Source organism: Neobacillus sp. 114 (assembly GCF_030127045.1).
Taxonomy (GTDB): Bacteria; Bacillota; Bacilli; order Bacillales; family Cytobacillaceae; genus Neobacillus; species Neobacillus rhizophilus.
On record NZ_CP126144.1, the window covers coordinates 3,445,818 to 3,462,232 of the forward strand.

General features: G+C 36.4%; 18 protein-coding genes. 7 read left to right on the plus strand and 11 right to left on the minus strand.

Going from position 1 to position 16,415, the window contains the following annotated elements; genetic code table 11:
- Window positions 1-55 precede the first annotated feature (55 nt).
- From QNN06_RS16775 to QNN06_RS16815, 9 genes are all read right to left on the minus strand, one after another.
- Entirely contained in the window at window positions 56-247 is a 192-nt protein-coding gene (locus QNN06_RS16775) for a ferredoxin (protein WP_213119612.1), read from the minus strand.
- Between the two features lie 52 nt (window positions 248-299).
- Window positions 300-1,502, minus strand: a complete 1,203-nt coding sequence (locus QNN06_RS16780; protein WP_213119611.1) for a cytochrome P450 — start codon at window positions 1,500-1,502, stop codon at window positions 300-302.
- A gap of 30 nt (window positions 1,503-1,532) precedes the next feature.
- Window positions 1,533-2,693, minus strand: coding sequence for a thiolase family protein (locus QNN06_RS16785; RefSeq protein ID WP_213119610.1), 1,161 nt, complete (start codon window positions 2,691-2,693; stop codon window positions 1,533-1,535).
- Between the two features lie 2 nt (window positions 2,694-2,695).
- Entirely contained in the window at window positions 2,696-3,088 is a 393-nt protein-coding gene (locus tag QNN06_RS16790) for a Zn-ribbon domain-containing OB-fold protein (protein ID WP_213119609.1), read from the minus strand.
- 72 nt (window positions 3,089-3,160) lie between these two features.
- The gene (locus QNN06_RS16795) at window positions 3,161-3,997 is read right to left on the minus strand and encodes a 3-hydroxyacyl-CoA dehydrogenase family protein (protein ID WP_213119608.1); all 837 of its coding nucleotides are present in this window, start codon (window positions 3,995-3,997) and stop codon (window positions 3,161-3,163) included.
- A gap of 1,030 nt (window positions 3,998-5,027) precedes the next feature.
- Window positions 5,028-5,747, minus strand: coding sequence for a LutC/YkgG family protein (locus QNN06_RS16800; RefSeq protein WP_249366815.1), 720 nt, complete (start codon window positions 5,745-5,747; stop codon window positions 5,028-5,030).
- The gene (locus QNN06_RS16805) at window positions 5,744-7,174 is read right to left on the minus strand and encodes a LutB/LldF family L-lactate oxidation iron-sulfur protein (RefSeq protein WP_213119607.1); all 1,431 of its coding nucleotides are present in this window, start codon (window positions 7,172-7,174) and stop codon (window positions 5,744-5,746) included. The genes QNN06_RS16800 and QNN06_RS16805 overlap by 4 nt, the downstream gene beginning before the upstream one ends.
- Before the next feature lie 39 nt (window positions 7,175-7,213).
- Window positions 7,214-7,930, minus strand: a complete 717-nt coding sequence (locus tag QNN06_RS16810) for a (Fe-S)-binding protein (RefSeq protein ID WP_213119606.1) — start codon at window positions 7,928-7,930, stop codon at window positions 7,214-7,216.
- 408 nt (window positions 7,931-8,338) lie between these two features.
- Window positions 8,339-9,064: a FadR/GntR family transcriptional regulator gene (locus tag QNN06_RS16815; RefSeq protein WP_213119605.1), complete on the minus strand. Its 726-nt coding sequence runs from the start codon at window positions 9,062-9,064 to the stop codon at window positions 8,339-8,341.
- 430 nt (window positions 9,065-9,494) lie between these two features.
- Between QNN06_RS16815 and QNN06_RS31410 the strand changes: the two genes are divergently transcribed.
- Complete coding sequence (locus QNN06_RS31410) at window positions 9,495-9,704, plus strand: hypothetical protein (protein ID WP_481819263.1); 210 nt, start codon at window positions 9,495-9,497, stop codon at window positions 9,702-9,704.
- 750 nt (window positions 9,705-10,454) lie between these two features.
- A complete protein-coding gene (locus QNN06_RS16825) occupies window positions 10,455-11,579 on the plus strand; it encodes an NADH:flavin oxidoreductase (RefSeq protein ID WP_213119604.1) in 1,125 nt (374 codons plus the stop codon).
- A gap of 667 nt (window positions 11,580-12,246) precedes the next feature.
- On the opposite strand, the gene QNN06_RS16830 is transcribed toward QNN06_RS16825, so the two are convergent.
- On the minus strand, window positions 12,247-12,627 hold the full coding sequence (locus QNN06_RS16830) for a GNAT family N-acetyltransferase (RefSeq protein WP_249366814.1): 381 nt from the start codon (window positions 12,625-12,627) through the stop codon (window positions 12,247-12,249).
- A 264-nt stretch (window positions 12,628-12,891) separates the two neighbouring features.
- On the opposite strand from QNN06_RS16830, the gene QNN06_RS16835 reads away from it, so the two are divergent.
- The 3 genes from QNN06_RS16835 (at window position 12,892) to QNN06_RS16845 (ending at window position 14,443) form a co-directional block, all read left to right on the plus strand.
- Window positions 12,892-13,110 carry a hypothetical protein gene (locus QNN06_RS16835; RefSeq protein WP_213119603.1) on the plus strand — a complete coding sequence of 73 codons (219 nt, stop codon included), beginning with the start codon at window positions 12,892-12,894 and terminating at the stop codon, window positions 13,108-13,110.
- A 236-nt stretch (window positions 13,111-13,346) separates the two neighbouring features.
- Window positions 13,347-13,943: a hypothetical protein gene (locus QNN06_RS16840; RefSeq protein ID WP_213119602.1), complete on the plus strand. Its 597-nt coding sequence runs from the start codon at window positions 13,347-13,349 to the stop codon at window positions 13,941-13,943.
- A 275-nt stretch (window positions 13,944-14,218) separates the two neighbouring features.
- Window positions 14,219-14,443, plus strand: coding sequence for a hypothetical protein (locus tag QNN06_RS16845; RefSeq protein WP_213119601.1), 225 nt, complete (start codon window positions 14,219-14,221; stop codon window positions 14,441-14,443).
- A 324-nt stretch (window positions 14,444-14,767) separates the two neighbouring features.
- Here QNN06_RS16845 and QNN06_RS16850 read toward each other — a convergent pair whose 3' ends face one another.
- Entirely contained in the window at window positions 14,768-15,199 is a 432-nt protein-coding gene (locus QNN06_RS16850; protein WP_213119600.1) for a MerR family transcriptional regulator, read from the minus strand.
- Between the two features lie 193 nt (window positions 15,200-15,392).
- Between QNN06_RS16850 and QNN06_RS16855 the strand changes: the two genes are divergently transcribed.
- Window positions 15,393-15,563: an SPW repeat protein gene (locus QNN06_RS16855; protein WP_284035500.1), complete on the plus strand. Its 171-nt coding sequence runs from the start codon at window positions 15,393-15,395 to the stop codon at window positions 15,561-15,563.
- 142 nt (window positions 15,564-15,705) lie between these two features.
- A complete protein-coding gene (locus QNN06_RS16860) occupies window positions 15,706-15,900 on the plus strand; it encodes a hypothetical protein (RefSeq protein WP_217036955.1) in 195 nt (64 codons plus the stop codon).
- Window positions 15,901-16,415 lie beyond the last annotated feature (515 nt).

Consider the following 16,415-nt stretch of genomic DNA (forward strand, 5'->3'; position numbering starts at 1 on the left):
CACATATGTTCATGGTTATTCTAATAGCTCCCTAGGCTGAAAATTTAGACCCCCATTAGTCATCTTCCTCGATTATTATTGCGCCAACAGGACAATTCTCTTCTGCCTCACGGATTAAATCTGCTAATTCGGGATCCGTGTTATAGGCTTGCGACTTACCATCTTCACCAAATTTAAAAGCTTCTGATACAATTCCGATACACATTCCATTACCTATACATACGTTTTTATTAACTGTAACCTTCATGAAGAATTACCCCCATTCAAGAAAGAATTAAAAGTTTTTTATATAAATTTAGTTATATTTTTATATAAACATCAAGTGATTTTAACAGGCGGCCTACCATTGTCGATTCCCAGCTTAATTGATCATGTGCTAATTCTAAATGGTTAATTCTTTGCAAAAAGGTGCTGACAGCAATTCTTACTTCTAATCGCGCTAATTGATTACCAAGACAATAGTGAGCTCCATGACCGAATCCAAGATGAGGATTTGGATCCCGAGTAATATCTAATTGATCTGGATTTTCAAACTTTTCCTCATCCCTATTAGCAGATGCATTTACAATTAGTAGTCGCTCACCTTTTTTTATGACTTTATTACGAATTTCGATGTCTTCGGTAGCAACTCGAACCACTGATTTGGCAGCCCCATCATAACGAACAAACTCCTCTACAGCTGTGTTAATTAATGACGGGTTTTCTTTTAACAATTTCATTTGATCTGGGTTTTTTAAAAGAGCTAGTAAACTATTAGCAATCATTCCTGTCGTTGTTTCATGTCCAGCTTGAAACAAAAGAATACTCTGAGCAATTAATTCTTCAGGACTTAAAATCCCTCCTTCATTTGCTTCAATAAGGGAACTTATAAGATCTGTTCCTGGGTTTCTTTTTCTTTCTTCGAATTTTTCTTCAAAGTAAGCCGACATCTCTTTAACAGCAAGAAAAGCTTTCATGTGTCGATCTTTTACTGATAAATCAATGAAAACTAAAGTATTAAGATCATGTGTCCAGGTTTTGATTTTGTCAAAATCTTCCGATGGCAGCCCCATCATTGCTGAAAGAACATTTGACGGAATTGAGAATGCATAGTCTGAAACAATATCTATACGTTCTCTTTTTTCAATTTCATCTATAGCTTGATTTACTATATTCTGTATTGTATCTCTCATTGCCCCGATAACTCGAGGAGAAAAGGCCTTTTGTAATACCTTGCGAATACGAGTGTGATTTGGAGGATCGGTTAAGGGCATCCACTTTTTCATTACTTCAGCAACATATTTTCCCTCTGTCGGCATTTTATCCATTACTTGTTTGCTAATACGATCCGCGGAAATTCGAGGATCTTGTAAAAGTGCATACACATCATCATATTTAGTGATGATCCATCCTTTCCAGCGATCATTCCAATATACCGGATCTTCTTGACGTATTTGTTTAAAATAGGAATAGGGATCACTTACAGCTTGAGGATCCAACAGGTCATTAGTAATTGCAATCATTAATAATTCCTCCTTAAAATAGGTTTAATTTTATCTTGCTAATATAATAATGGAACAAATGTTACCGCTTAAGTTCGAAATACCTCCTCCTCCCATCGTCTCTGCCACACCGACAAGAGGGAGTTTCCCGTTTCTCTCTATTTGTCTATTTTCTGCTCTTCCATGAAGCTGCAAATAAATCTCATAAAGCTGTGCTACGCCTGTCGCTGCTAATGGGTGACCTTTGGACAATAATCCTCCACTTGTATTCACTGGTTTAGCTCCAGTTAATTCGGTTACACCATCACTAAGTAATTTCCCGCTGTCACCAGGTTTGCAAAATTGTAGACCCTCATAAGCTAAAAGCTCTGCGATCGGATATGCATCATGCACTTCAGCAAAATCAATGTCATTAGGTCCCAATCCTGCATCTTCATAGGCTTTAGAAACAGTCTTATTAATTAACTTTTGACTCCAAACGCTTTCTTCAGGTTCGTAAACGGTATCTCCACTCATCAGCACCGAAGACTTTACACAAACAGGATTTGAAATTCCTAATTTTTTCGCATATTCCTTTGACACTAGTATGGCAGCAGCTGCACCATCACCAATTGGGCAGCATTCTAATAGTTTAATAGGATCAGCGATTGGTCTTGATGACATAATTTCTTCAAGGGTCATTTTTTTACGATATTGAGATTTTGGATTTAAGGTCCCATTATAGTGGTTCTTGACCGATACTTGAGCGAGTTGTTCTTCAGTTATGCCGTACCGATCCATATATCTACGACTCATTAATGCATACTGAGCAGGTAGAATTAATCCTTGACTAACTTCATAATCTTCCAAATTTAAGGGTATTGGCCCGCTTATACTTGTTGATAATTGTTCAATACCAACAGCCAAAGCAACGTCTATGGCTCCCATTGACACTTGTAGCCATGCTTCCCTAAATGCACTTGAACCACTTGCGCAGGCATTTTCAACATTTGTTACAGGGATTCCTGTTAAACCAATTTCCATTAAAATTTTTTGCCCGATTCCCATTTCCCCGTAAACGCTCCCAATAAAGGCAGCTTCAATTCTTTGTTTTTCAATCCCGCTATCTTTCAAAGCTTCAATAATTGCAGTGTACCCCAGTTTACTAATTGGTGTTTCTGGAAATTTTCCGAATGGTGTCATTCCCATCCCAATTACCGCAACATCTCTCATTTTTAAACCTCCTCTATTATCTTGAATTCAAATGCGTTGATTGTTTCTCCATCTTTTGTAGTGATTGGAGTACGAACTCCTTTCACACGTTTGTTACTATCAAGTTGTTGGTGACTCTCGACATTTACCCTTGCTAGTAGACGGACTCCCTCATCTAAATCTACAAAGGCTAGTGTATATGGTGCTTTATAAAACGGTGAATCTGTCCGAATGGTTGTATAGGAAAATATGCGGCCATTTGAATTAATCTCAATATTCGTCAATGAGTCCAAACAATCAGCGCATATTTCCTTTAACGGAAAATATTTTCGTTCGCATTTAGGACAATAAGAACAATTCAGTTTAAGATTATCGTCATGAGAATCAGGGACGATCAACTTTTCTAAGTTATACAATCAAATCACTCCAATTCATAAAATTCAGTTTAATGGATTTAAAAGATCTTTCCGAATATGTAGGCTAAGAAGTTATGCGTATTTATAAAACCCTTCTCCTGTTTTCTTACCCAACATTCCTGCCTCCACATATTGCTTTAAAGTACGAGATGCTCTAAACCGGTCTCCATAAGCTTCAAACATGTCAGAACTTAACATTAAAAATATATCTAGACCGATATGGTCAACTAATTCTAGGGGGCCCATCGGATGATTTAAACCTGTTTTTACAATTCCATCGAGTGTTTCTTTATCACATACGCCTTCTTCTAAAATTCTTATACCTTCTGAAATTACAGCTGCCGCGATACGGCTCACTACAAATCCCTGGACATCGTTCACTACATAAGGCTTTTTGCCAATTTGCTTTGTAATATCTACTACCATATCAACCGTATTCTCATCTGTTTTTAAACCGCGAATAATTTCAACTAATTCCATACGATGCGGTGGATTAGAAAAATGCATTCCTAAAACCCTACAAGTATTTTCACAAGCACTAGCAATGGAAGTAACACTTATTTGTGATGTATTCGTTGCTAGAATCGTATCTTCTGGCACCAAAGGTTCAATTTCACTAAAAATACGTTTCTTTAACTCAAGATTCTCCGGAACCGCTTCCACAATCAACGAATATTCAGCAATTTGACTGTCAATTTGTTCACTTGTTGAGATACGTGCAATAATTTGTTCAATTTCAGTATTGTTATAGTTAAAAGACAAATATTTCCTAATATATTGAAATGCTATCGTTAGCTGTTCTTTACTTTTATCAATCAGCAAAACATCAAAGTTTGCTTCCGCAAAAACTTGAGCAATGCCGCGTCCCATTGTTCCTGCACCCACAACACATACCTTTAATTTATTCACTTTAATTCCCCCAAATTTTCATATTGTTATGACCTGCCTTCAATCCATTTTGCATCGTAGTTACCGATCGTAACGGATTAAATCGAATTCCATTTGGTTATAAACAGTCTCAGATTTTTAAAGATTTATTGATCTTTTTCAACCTAGAGTAGTATCCACCTCCTTTATTGAATTTACAAACATTTACTATCAGTAATGATTAGGGACATGCTTGCTAAATTCCCCACAATTGACCACTACTCTCAATAAATATATCAATAAGGTAACCGTGTGATCTGATCACTATATCGAGCGCATAAATTAGATAACAGCTGTTTTGAAGTCGATTATACGGGATATCACCTTTATATAAGTTACCGACTGGATTTGGTGTCTGTGTGATTCTTCTATTTTCACTATTCATATGTTGTAAATTATACAAAAAATATTTTTTAGTTTTTTAATATGTGGTTTAATTCCAATATTCACCCAACACTGTGATCAGCGAGAACGAAACATGGTTATTAGGTGACCTGATCACTTTGGACAAAAAAATATATTTCACTTTTTATCGATAAAATCCAAACAAGGTATTATGTTAATTTTTAAGAAGACATTTGAAGATATAAAGAATTTAAACATAACAATTACTATGCAAATTAACTAAATTAATGTGGTTATTAGGTGATCTGATCAATAATTATAAAAAATATAATTTCAGCTAGTCTTCTTTGTGCAACAAGGGCTACCAGCCCCCTCTCCAAAATCTTACGAACATCCATAGATCTGTTTACAATAATAGATTGAGAGTCTATCTTGTTAGTATAATTATAATAACTTAGTCAATTTTCTGTCAATAAAAAATATTCTTTATTTTGGAAAACCTTTATTCCCTGCAACCTTCTTAATTAACAGATTATTGATGGTTTTTATACAGTAAATATAGTAAGAATGAATAAATAATAGGTTCTTTCAAATCACTTTTGGAGGAAATGACTGTTAGTTGAGATTCCGGCGTTACCCCTTTTAGGGATTTGCTAGAGTAGTCCCCTTATATGTCATTTATCACAATATACGTTGCTTTTATCGGACCATGTACTCCGACAACAAGGTTCAGTTCAATATCAGCTGAGTTACTCGGGCCCGTGATAAAATTGATACAGGAGGAAACATGTCCTGTATTTTGGTACATTTCCCGCATTTTCACCGCTGCTTGAGTCATTCTAGGAACCAGCGAACTTTTGGGAATCAGTATAATAGAGGTCTTCGGCAAAAAGCTGACAGTTCTTCCCCTGTCTTTGTCACTGAACAAAACGACCGTTCCAGACTCAGCAAGCGTTATTTCACTAATGGTGATCCCGACATTTGCATGCTCAGCCTGATGAACATTTTCTTCCCATAATGTATAATCCCATTCAAAAACATCAACATTTTCAGATGGCCACTTTTCTTTCATCAGGGAATCAAGACCCCATTTAGAGAACCGTTCATCCTTCCATGTTACAACGGGACCGCCGCCATATTCAGAGACCACCTCATTTACCACCTCTGGAAGTCCGGCCAAATCAACGGTAAATATCTCCGTATGGATTTTTTTACAATGTTCTTTTAACATCTCCAGCAGTTCATACTGGTCAGCATCCTTATAGATTTCGTACTGAGGCTCATATTTCCATTTCGTCCTTTCCATTGGAGCAGAAATCCGCGGACGGTTCAATCGGCTAGCAATTTGATTTAAAAACTTATCTCGATTATAGATGGTGCCAATCATGATTTTTCTCCTTTCTCCCGATTTTTAAACCAATCTCTGAGTCTCTCTTTATTTGGTGCCGGAAAATCTCGAATTTCCGTCCAAGCCTTTAATAGTCCTGGTCCTTTAGAAATTTTATCCCCTGAGATAAATGGAGACATTGCAGCAGGGACGATCTTCGAACCAATTTTATAAAGAGTTGGTGATGCAGCACCTAACCCGAATGCCTTCATTAATAATTTTTCCGAAACTGGTGCTTTACCTTCCTTTTCTACAATGACTTCCCGATGTTTATGAAGCAGGTTGTGAAGCGGAATTTTCACTGGACAAACTTCTGTACAGGCACCGCAAAGGGTGGATGCATATGGCAACTCCTTGTATTCATCATAGCCCCCAAGCAGCGGTGTAAGAACGGCACCGATTGGTCCAGGATAAATGGAACCGTAAGAATGTCCGCCAATATGACGATATACCGGACATACATTGATACATGCTGCACAGCGGATACATTGCAATACTGACTGGAATTCACCACCAAGAATGTTGGATCTGCCGTTATCCACAATGACCAGATGGAATTCTTCTGGTCCGTCAACATCAAGTTCTTCCTTAGGCCCAGTCAATACGGTGATGTAGCTTGTCAGTTTTTGTCCAACTGCATTTCTTGTTAGCATACTGACGAGCACTTCCATTTCTTCAAAGGTTGGAACCAGCCGCTCCATTCCCATTACGGTGATTTGTGTTTTCGGCAGTGCGGTCACCAAGTCGGCATTTCCTTCATTTGTGACCAAACAAAAGGAACCAGTTTCTGCAACCGCAAAGTTACAGCCAGTTATCCCGATATCCGCTGCTAAAAACTTTTTCCGAAGAGTAACCCGTGCCTGATAAGCAAGTTCTTCAGGATTGGATGATTTCGTGTATCCTAATTTCTTTTCAAAAACTAACCTGACCTGCTCTCGATTTTTATGCAATGCCGGTGCTACAATATGGGATGGCGGATCATGCTCATCAAGCTGAAGTATGTATTCACCGAGATCTGTTTCAACAACCTCACAGCCCTCCTCTTCCAGCATTGGATTCAAGCTTATTTCTTCAGTCATCATCGATTTTGATTTCACAATTTTTTTTGCTTTTTTCTTTTGCACAACACTTCTGATGTATTCATTCGCTTCTTCCTTTGTCTGGGCGAAAAAGACATGCCCGCCAAGTTTAGCAACGTTTTCACTTAATTGCTCTAAGTAATAATCCAAATATTTAAGAACATGCTGCCTGATTTCTTCCCCATGATTGCGCCATTCCTCCCAATTGCCCAAGTCTTCAGTTGTCGCTGCCTTACGCTTCATGCTCATCCCGTCTTGTGCAGAAGCAACTGCACCACGCATGAAATCATCATGAATTCCGTTATCAACACGTTCCGTAAACTGTTCCGTGCCAATCTTAATTGCCATTGGAAATCCTCCTATTATGATTTCGAAAAAGTAAATAACTTAATGACTATTCAATACTTCCGCTATATGTAGGACCTTAACCGGTTTCCCCAATCTTTCCATTCGACCGCCGATGTTCATCAGACAGGCAGCATCTGCACCGACAAGATAATCTACTCCGGTTTCTTCAACATGACGGACTTTCTCATCAACCATTTGCTCCGAAATTTGTGCCATTTTGACAGCAAAGGTACCTCCAAAACCGCAGCATTGTTCCTTACCTGGTAATTCAGTGAACTTCAAGCCTTTAACATTTTGCAATAGAATCATCGGCGGTTCTTTAACTCCTAATAATCTTGTCATATGGCATGAGGTGTGATAGGTAACATTCCCTTCGAAACTGGCCCCGACATCTTCAATTTTTAAAACTTCCACAATAAATTGAGTTAACTCATATGTTTTTTCTGCCAGTGTCTGTGCCTTAATTTCCCAGACAGGATCTCCCGCAAAAATATGAGGATACTCATTAAACATAAAAGCACATGAACCGGAAGGAGAGACAACATATTCGGCATCACTGAACGTTTCAATCATCCGCTTCATGGCCTCTTTTGATTCCTTTACATAACCACTGTTATATGCCGGCTGGCCACAGCAAACCTGCGACTCAGGGAATTCAATTTCACACCCAAGTCTTTCAAGCAGTTCAACTGCCGCTTTGCCAACATTACCCTGAAACATATCAACCATACACGTTGCAAAAATAGTAACCTTCATTTTTCACTTCCCCTTAAAAATATTCCACTTTACTTAACAGGTCATCTGATGACCTAATTATTTAATATTCTATATATTACAACAATTAACCATCTTTAGAAAGGGTTTTCAGCAAAATATTTCTTAAAATTAACTAAGCAATTCACTTTTTGTTGAGAAACAGTTGAAATAAAAGAGTAAAAAAGTCCAAATAACAATATTTGGACTTTTTCTTAATTGTATTTACATTCATTGCACCGCGTAAGGAAATTAACTATACCTAGTAAAAAACCTAAACCCCAGTTAGAAACTTGTAAATAAACATAGAAAATTACGTAATGAATGAAACAATTATTATTTTGGGTAAGTTATTAGATATAAATAATTAATATATTTAATATCTTTCTCTCGCTTTGTCAAACGATCATATCAATTTTCTTCCACCATTTCATCGTATTGGTCAAATAGCTCCTGGGCACTAACTAAATGTGCAACTATTCGTTCCTCGGCTTTGTTAACATTTTGTTCCTTGATTGCTAAAAAAATCTCGCGATGTTCTGCCAATAATTTTTCTGGCATGTCTGGAGAGACATAAAATTTATCCCTGATAGCCCTCAATGCCTTTTGCATTGTAGTTGAAAGTTGTTCCATCAACGATATCAAAATTTTATTCTGACTGGCTTCTGCAATTGCAAAATGGAAGGCCCAGTCCGCTTCCCCACCAATATTAATAGATGTTAAATCCGATTCCATTTTGTTAATAGCTGTTTCTATTTTTTTTAAATCTTCGGTTGTTCTTCTTTGAGCAGCGAATGCTACTGTCCCCTTCTCTAAGATCTTACGAACATCTAACAAATTTGTTATGTCATCTTTTGTAATGAAAAGATAATCGGGAATCGACTGGTTTAGAATAGAGGAATCAAAATTACGAATGAATGTCCCTTCTCCATGTCTTGTTTCTATCAAACCAATCGTTTTTAATACACTCAATGCTTCACGTATTGTTGATTGCCCAACATTAAATGAACTTGATAGTGAACGTACCGATGGTATCTTATCTCCAGGTTTTAAATCTCCATTAGATATAATTTCTTTTAGTTGTTCAACAACATCCTCGTATAAATTTCTTGGCTTAACTTGCTGAATTTCCCACACATCCACCACTCCTTTTTGTATATACCTATTTGAACCTAAAGTTATTAGGTTTTTGATGCTAGGTAAATATATGTGAGTTTTTTTTCAAAATCAGTTTTACAAAGAGTTTTTTTGCAATTATTCCACATATAATTTTATGTCTATTAGAAAAATAAATTTTACATTAAACATCTTTCTTTTATTTTTGTTAAATATCATCCTCAACTTTTTTCGTTGTCGCCTTGCTCATTTATTCACATTTAACTAATGTATAAATGGTTATTAGGTGATCTGAACACTTGGTTACTATTTGAGTATATGAGCCAATGACCCCTTCTGTCAATATATATACTGAAGATTATAATAATTAATTATATATAGGTGATCTCTTCACTAGGATGTTATGTGTCATGTGGTATAGAATGCATACATCATGCCAGATCATGTTCATATGGTGGTTAATGTTCCTTCCAAAGTATCGATTTCAAGTTTCATACGATATTTAAAAAGGAAAAGTGCATTTAGTTATGTAGACCCAATCACATCATTAGTGATTTCTGCTGTGGTCTTGCAGGAACAAAAGACATTAGTTCAATTGTGTAGCGGGCATTACTTTTTATTAACGAAACTCAATATTTGGAATTTTCAAAACCATTCATGAAAAAACCAGTTAAATAACGAAATAAACAGTGGAAAGCTTTGGCTTCCCACTGTTTTGTAAAAACATGTTTATTGCCTAAAAAGTTTTTCATTTTGGGTTTCCACATTAAAAACCCGTTTGTTTAATGCAGTCGTTTTATCATCTGTATATTGAATCATTTTCTCTGTATAATCAACCTAAGCTTTGGATTAAATTCCTTTGCAATTTTTCTTGACCATTTTTTATTTCTATTACATCTAAACGCAGCTTATCCTGACGCTCTTTTAATGCGCAGATTTCTACTTCTAAACCTCTTTGTCCTGCTACAAAACCTACTTGGCCATCTTCTAAAGCCTTTTGACGTTCTACTAAAGCTTGTTAACCTGCTTCTAAGCCCTTTTGACTTGCTATTAATCCTGCTTGACCTTCTTCTAAGTTTCCGAGACGACCATTAATTTTTTGTAAATCGTTGAGGATTAATTTAACGCTCTCTTCCATTAAAAACTCCCCCTAGTATCCTTAATTGTCGTAAAAACCAAACGTGTTTTCTTATTTTATTATAGCATCTTCAAAAATCCTGGCACTTATATAAAAAGACATTCATTTGTCTACGTTACTACCTCAAAAATAATTTGTGTTGATATAGCGATATTTACAAACACTTTTTTGAAAATTATAAAAACATAAGACTTATATGTTTATATTTATATAGAGTAATTGGTAGAATAAAGGAAGCATGATTAAACAAATAAGTAGAAGGAAGTGCTCGACTTGGATCAAAAGTACGCAGGTTATACATTGTTTCAATCTGTACCATTTGGAAATGAAAAGTTAGCAAGCCGGTTAGTAATGGCTCCCATGACAAGGATGTTTTCGCCAGAAGGTGTACCTGGAGATAATGTTGCTCAATATTACCGCAAACGTGCAGAGAATGGGATTGGGCTCATCATAACTGAAGGAACAGCAATCAACCACCCAGCTGCCGTAATGAGCCCTGATATTCCCCGTTTTTATGGTGAGGACGCCTTAAATGGCTGGGCAAATGTAGTACATGAAGTCCACCAGGCAGGTGGTAAAATCATTCCACAATTATGGCATGTTGGTGCAGCACGAAGAGCAGGCAGTGAACCAAATGTTGACGCACCTCCTGTCAGTCCGTCTGGATTTACTTTAAAAGGCCAGAGAAATGAGAAAATAAAGGCTTTAACGAAAGAAGAAGTCGCTGAAATGATTAACGCATACGCCGAAGCTGCAGCAAATGCGAAGCGCATCGGCTTTGACGGAATTGAATTGCATGGAGCACATGGATACTTAATCGATCAATTTTTTTGGGAACTAACGAACAAACGTACAGATGAGTATGGCGGGGATATAGGCGAGCGATCAAAGTTTGCGGCAGATGTTGTTCGTGCTTGCCGGAAAGTAGTCGGGCCAGATTTTCCGATTGTCTTTCGTTATTCACAATGGAAAGGAACCGATTATCAAGCGAAATTAGCTACCAACTCTAAAGAGCTTGAACAATTGCTCACCCCTTTGGTTGAAGCGGGCGTAGATATTTTCCACTGCTCTACAAGACGTATCTGGGAACCTGAATTTAAAGATGAAGATTTATCATTAGGCTTAGCTGGCTGGACGAAACGAATTACTGAAAAACCAACGATTGCCGTCGGTTCCGTGGGTATTAACCGCGCTTATCTAAGCAATCAGGATAATGATAATGTCACAATTGTTGACAATCTTAAAATCATAGATGAAAAAATCAAAGCAGGCGAATTTGACTATGTGGCAGTCGGCCGTGCCGTGCTAGCTGATCCAGAATGGGCAGTAAAACTCAAAAATGGTAAACTGGATCAAGTAGTGCATTATACCAAGGAATCCGAGAAGCAACTGATTTAAGAACCGTCCGTTTTTTCAACCTTCAACTAACAACTTTCAAACAATGGGTAAGCCCTTCTTTAATTGAAGGGCTATCATTGTCGCCTTGTTCAACTAAAGCACCCTAGCTTAAGTCCATTAATTTTGCAATCTTCCTTCTTAGTCATTCCTGTCTTACTTTTATTTAAACAAGTGTTAACGTTTATAATTTATAGTTTCATCAATCAATATCTTAACTTTTATGTCCTTAATTAAATCTTTCTTAAAATTGTTGATTATATTTTAGCCTTTCTATGCACCCTAACGCTTTAAAATACCAGCGGTTCGATCTCATAGAGGAAAAAACCACTATATATAACGAAAACAGCATTAAAAAAAGCCTAACAAAAAAGAAAGCTCAGAAAAATCTCAGTTATTTCAAACTACAACATTTAAAAGATTCTTGTTTTAAGCTTTTAATAAATACGTTTCAAGCACCTGAGGCCTTACATTTTTTATCATGTAATTACATCGCAATTGGAGATTAGCAGATAATCATGTAGTTTTATTCTTCTTCCATACATAATACTGAGACATCATTCCAGCCATAAGCAACATCATCTACTATGCTGCCTCCAAACTTACTTTTCCTATGAAGATATGCCTTACCTCCCAAACGTTCATAAAAACCAAGACCAGATTTATTTCGTCACATTACCCATACCAATATAGAAGGAATGCCCTTTTCTTTAAAATGCTTAGCAATAGCTGAAACCAGTTGTTTTCCTATTCCTAATCCCCTACATTCCTGCAACAGATAAAGTGAGTATAATTCTCCTTCAAAATTTTCGTCATCAATACTTTTACCAGCTGCAAAACCAATAATTTTTCCTGCATCATTAATTGCAATATAGATAAAGGGTTCATTTTCATTATTTAAAAAGTGAAGCCACCTTTGTTCTGCTTCTTCGTACGATAATCTGTCCAAATAATCGTCTGGTACTAAACCGTGATAAGTAGTTCTCCAACCATCAACATAAACTCTTGCTACGGCTTTTATATCTTCTTTATTTGCTTTTTTAATCTTCAAACTATCACCTCTAATAGTACGAATTGAGATTATTATAACATTCTTATTGAGCTGTTCTGCTTCGATCGTTCAATATCTAACGTTTCCATTTTACAATAAGGTGGCTGTCCGTTTTAACTCCACAATCATATAGAACAACCAAAACTCCCCTCTAATTATGAAGGGAGTTACACAGAAACGATAAACTATTTTAATTACATAAACAAAGTAGATTGGGTGATAATGAAGGATAGAAATTAACTTTAGTAAGAAAAGGAGTTCATGATGACTGGACAAAAACCAAATTTTCGTAAAGAACCGATTAAACCGTCACACGAAAATGAACCCGCTTTTAATGTTTTTCTTGATGAGAAATTAGTTGCTGAGATACGCGGGCGTGACCCTCAACATCAAACAGTGATCCCGATGAGGGAATTAAGCGATTATGAAGAGGATAAACTTCATGAATTTATTGCTGCAATGTATTCCGACGACGAATATTAATCCACAAGCTACTTAGGCATGAGTTCGATATTGAACCGGACTCATGCCTTTCATTTGCCTTAAGTTACTTGTAATAATAGTATCTATACTTTTTTAATTCCACTTTAAAAAGCGCTTCCCCGCTCTCCTTTGACTAATAAAAAATTACGCTTCGGGGATATCTTTTGCATTTCAGATAAATTCAGGAAAACAATAGTGTGATAAAATAGGAGTAAAACCTGCTACCGGAGGATTCTATGATTTGGATTTTGGTTCTAGTCTTTTTGTTTGCTTTTTTGATGGGCGTTTTTCAGGTTCCCATTTGGATCATGTTTGGCGTATTAGCTGTTGCGGTTGTTTTTATCCTTTTACGAAACCCGCTTATATTTGGAAAAGATGCCGAAAAGATGATGGTGTACTTAAAAAAATCCAAATCTCCACATTTGCATTTCCTATACCATTATCTCCACGGGAACCTACCAGCTGCCGAACAAGCCATGGGGAAAATCCGTTCCAAAAAATTAAAACAAAACTCCGAATTGATGCTCTTAATGGAGCATAAACAATACGAAAAAGCAAAAGAGCTTCTTTCGAAAATGGCTAGACATAAAACAAAGTGGTACACTTTGGCGGATATCGCTATTAATGAAGGTGACAATGCGTCATTCAAACAATATAAAGATAAGATTGCAGACACCTTTTTCATAAAGATATTGGAAGTCGATCAAGCCGTTTATGATGGGAAAAAGGAAGAGGCGGTTGCGCTGCTAGATAAAATGCTTCCTAACCTTAGAGGTTATAAATTACTAACCGCCTTTCAGTATCGAAAGCAAATACTTAAAGGAAGAGTCTGAACGAATTTACCAAATACGGAATGCCCGAAAGCTTATGTTTTCGGGCTTTTATTTATGTAATATACTAAACCCCTTTTTTGCCATCACTTTCACTGTACAGTATGTGACAATTGAATGCGCAGCCCTCTCGCGCCTGCTTTGAAAAAGCCACCTATTTTTCAGGTGACTTTAGAGATGTTTTTTTAACTTACAGTCACAATAAATAATATCGACACTTTTGGAGAATACTTTAAGAAGTTTTAATTTAAATGCGATCTGTAAAAGGAGCGGAAATAATGGAAAATATAGCTGATAATGTACATATAGGTGAATTAATAGCTGTTTCCAAGGTTTTTCTATTAAATCCTTATCAAATGGTAACATTACTAGAAAATGGTGAAATGGAAGTATTCGAAAATAAGGAAGCTTTTTTTGAAAAATACGGGAATAAGGAAACCTATGACGAATTATCAGATTGGTGTGAGTTAAATAATGGAAAAATCTTTACTAAAACAAAATAAGAAGAAAACCTCGCAAGGCTATCTCCCCAAACATCAGATTTGAGCAACGAATGCCTTGCCATCGTTTTTTTGTGTACATGGAAGGTTCTTGTCACCAAGGGGCTGTCCTTTTGAAACAGGCTCTTTCTGTTTTGTTATTTTTCCTGTGAATTAAAATGCCTTCACTTAGTTTATTTTCAAAGAATTTTTAAAGCTCTATATCGATTTCTATATAGGTTCAATACCTTCACATTTATCACCTCAACTATTTTAACTATTTCTTGTTCAATTAAACTCAGTTCAACAAAAAAGGACCACCTGCATGTGATCCCGTATACGTTAGTGTTATTCATTATTCTTTAGTTCAATCAACGCTCGTGCACGTTCCCTTAGAGTCACTAGCTCGGTTTGGACAGTATGTATTCTCCTAATCTTTTGTTCAATGATCTCGAGTTCGCCATCGAGGATTTTAATGATTTCAGTCAATTTTGCTTTTTGTTCTTGTGGATCAGATACCTTTTTGTATTCTTCTTTTTGACTTTCTAACATTTCCGTGAGTGATAGAAATTCCTGTAGTTCTTGTAAAGTAAACCCTAGTACCTCTTTGGCAGCCGAAATTCGCTTTAAGAACTTAACATGCTTCTGTTTATAAAGCCTTGTTCCTCCCCCGCTGCGTTCTGGGGAAGGTAAAATACCCAACTCTTCATAATACCTAATAGTCCGTTTACTCAAACCAGTCTGATTTGCTACCTCATCAATTTTCAGTAACTCATCCATCAAAAACTGACCTCCTGATATGTTAAACAATATTATAAATAAATTTTACGTTTACGTCCAATATCAATTTAACTTAATTTTCCAAATTTCACAGTTAATTAAAATGTGTAACCCCGTGAATATTTATTTTTGAAAGACATATATATTTTAATGACATTGACGTCAACGTCAAATATTAATGGAGGTGTTGATTGTGTGGCAACTTTGGCTTACCGGTTTGATTGGTATCTGGCTCATCATATCTCCTTGGGTGTACGGTTTCTCCAGTGATGCAGGGGCAATGTGGAATAGTGTCATTTTTGGAATCATCGTCTTCATTCTTGCTATTTGGGTAGGTACGGGTCAGAAAAACAATAAATCCTAGTGGAAGTCTAATCGGACAACAACAGCGGGGAATAACCGTAATTCCCCTGCTGTTGTGTAAAAATATTTATAGAGGATACTTTGATATAGATTAGTTAATTAATATGTTGAAAATATTTCAATTGTTCAGAGGAGCGGGCGTTATGGACTTCACTATCCGCAAGATATGTACAAAGATCATTACAGGTGCACAAAGTGATGTCGAGGAACAGGCCAATGATTTTTTGAGTAAACTCGACCTATTGAATTACGTGGATGTTAAAGTGGCAAATTCGGACAATGGAACAATTTCCGTAGTAATAGTATACAAGGAAGTGCGAAAACTTAATCATACTTAGTTCTAACTGAATCACTGAAGGGCCGATATATGATTGTACCGGTGGCTGCAAAAGAAAAGGAGTAAATTCTTAGGAGCAAAATTAAAAACAGCCGTTTATATATATGAAAGATAAAAAAATATTAAATTTGATATGTTGTGGGTTAAGTAGTTCCTAGCGTTTAATTTCTCTAGGTTAGCTTTCATATAAGAGGGTGTCGCCTGGAATTAATAATACGCTATTTGCAAGATAAATATATAGCCGACATCATGGTTAAAGCCAACTCCTATATTATGGGAAGTTGGCTTTAATTCCTTTTGTGACGATATACAAATTAAGCTTTCCCCCTTTCCGAGCAAAAGCAAATTTTACTCCTAATCCTGAGAGCGGATTTCTTCCAGTCTTTCAATTTGTGAGGCACAAGAACCGTCCCCATGCCTCACCACAAATTGGTAAAAATTATCATTTTATGTTATATTAAATTAATGTAACATTACAACTATTCGAATCTTCTTCATTGTTATTAGTTATAGACG